The sequence below is a fragment of the Bartonella sp. TT119HLJHH genome (genome assembly GCF_042193385.1).
Lineage (GTDB): Bacteria > Pseudomonadota > Alphaproteobacteria > Rhizobiales > Rhizobiaceae > Bartonella.
Genome location: NZ_JBHILS010000071.1, coordinates 1 through 1,897, shown reverse-complemented (window position 1 = coordinate 1,897; position 1,897 = coordinate 1). Strand labels below are relative to the sequence as shown.

At 44.0% G+C, this 1,897-nt stretch carries 1 pseudogene; it reads left to right on the top strand.

Features of this window, described 5'->3' with window-relative positions:
- A pseudogene (locus ACFIJL_RS09215) lies at window positions 1–1,897 on the top strand (filamentous hemagglutinin); the annotation flags it as partial.

Below are 1,897 nucleotides of genomic sequence, written 5' to 3'. Positions count from 1 at the left end.
TAAGCAATAATCGTTCTCATATTTACACGCCGCAAACGCTGTATTTAATTGCAGATCATATTGATGTCTCAGAGAGCAAATTGGCTTATGGCGGTTTAGACTTTCAAAGCACCAATGCTCTTGATATTCACCATGCGCGGCTACAAGCCGTGACAGATCAGGGAGGGACTGGAGATATTCTTTTTGTTGCTCCAAGCGTTATGGTTGATGAGACAACTTCTGTTTTAGCGGCACGAGATTTCGTGATCAAAACGGGGGATCTTGAAAATAGCGGTCGATTGGCATCGGGGCAGGATTTAGCCTTTAGCGTGACGGGGGATGTGACCAACAACAAAACGGGCTTAATCTATGTGAAGGGCAATGGTGCTTTACAAGTTGATGGGGTTTTGTTGAATGATTTTGGTGCCATAATGACAGAAGGTGATTTATCTTTCACCAATGCGGCTGGCAGCGGAAAAAGCCTTTCCCTTGTCAATAAAGCAGGCTTTATTCAAGCTGGTGGAAACTTAAATATCCAAACCAACACTCTAAAAAACGAAGCCGATAGCACGCCTGTCATCACGGAAAAAACGGAATATAGCGATATTTCTTTCCAAAAACCAAAGGGTTCTGATCAACTCAGTGATGGGATGTTATATCAGGAGGACCCCAATCTTTGGGGAAAGGGGCACGAATATCAAGAAGATAAACTAATAGGAAAAGGGCATGTAGAACTTTTTTTGGATATTCCACTTTGGGCGAGCAAAGAAGGAACCTATGGCACTGCAATTTCAAGCGATGGAATAGTTTATAAGGCATTCACTTGGAAACATAAGTCTATAAAGAAGGAATTGTCTGTACACCGGTATCAATGGAATGGTGATAGGTGGGGGGTCTTATCCCCAAACAAACACTGGTCACATATGACAGAAAAGACTGTCACACAAGCATTTTCGCATAAACCAACTGTTTCGGGGGTAATACAATCTAGTGGCAATCTCATCATTAACGCTGATACCATTGATAACCATTATAGCTCTATGAGAGCAGGGGGAAATGCCGATATCCAAGCCAAGACGCTGACCAATTTAGGTGCAACGGCTTATAAAAACACTTATCTTGGTTGTCAGGCTAATACAGACAGTTGTTATGGTTATAAAACTGATGGAAGCCGCGATGTTTCTTTAGATATAGCCAATGGCAAGGATCGCCAAACTGGTTCAGAAGCTCTTGATGCAGCTCCTGGTCTTGTCCAAGCGGGCGGCACGTTGAATTTGGTGGTTGATCAACTCAATAACACGGCAGCGGAAGGTTCCATTACAGGGGATGCGCATTTTGAAGCAAAAACCGTTGAAGGCAATCCACTGGAGTCCTTAAGTGGTTTAACCGGGGTTGATGCTCTCTTTACACCAAAAGTGGATCTCAATAATACAGGGGAACTTTCTGAGGGGCTCCCTTTACCAAAGCCCCAATCGGGTGGGGTTGGGGGCACGCTGCCCAATCAAAATTTCATTTATGAAACTAGAGCAGAATTTCTTGATGTTGGCAAGTTTTATGGCTCAGCCTATTATTTGAACAGAATTGGCTACAATCCTGATCGGGAGATTTTTTTCTTAGGCGATGCCTATTTCGAAAAGCAGCTGATTGAGAAACAAATGCGTGATCTGGTTGGTCAAGGTTTGGGCAAAGGTTCCTTTATTCCTGGAAGTGATGCCATTGAACAAGTCAAAACTTTGCTGGATGTCGGGGCAGACTATGCAAAAGCCCACAATCTCCTCTTTGGTGAGGCTTTGAGTGAAGAACAATTGGCGTCCCTAGAAGCGCCGATGGTGATTTATGTGCGCCAACAGGTCAAGGGCATGGATGTTTATGCACCGGTGCTTTACATCCCTGAAAAAGACAGAGCCTCCTTTGTTTC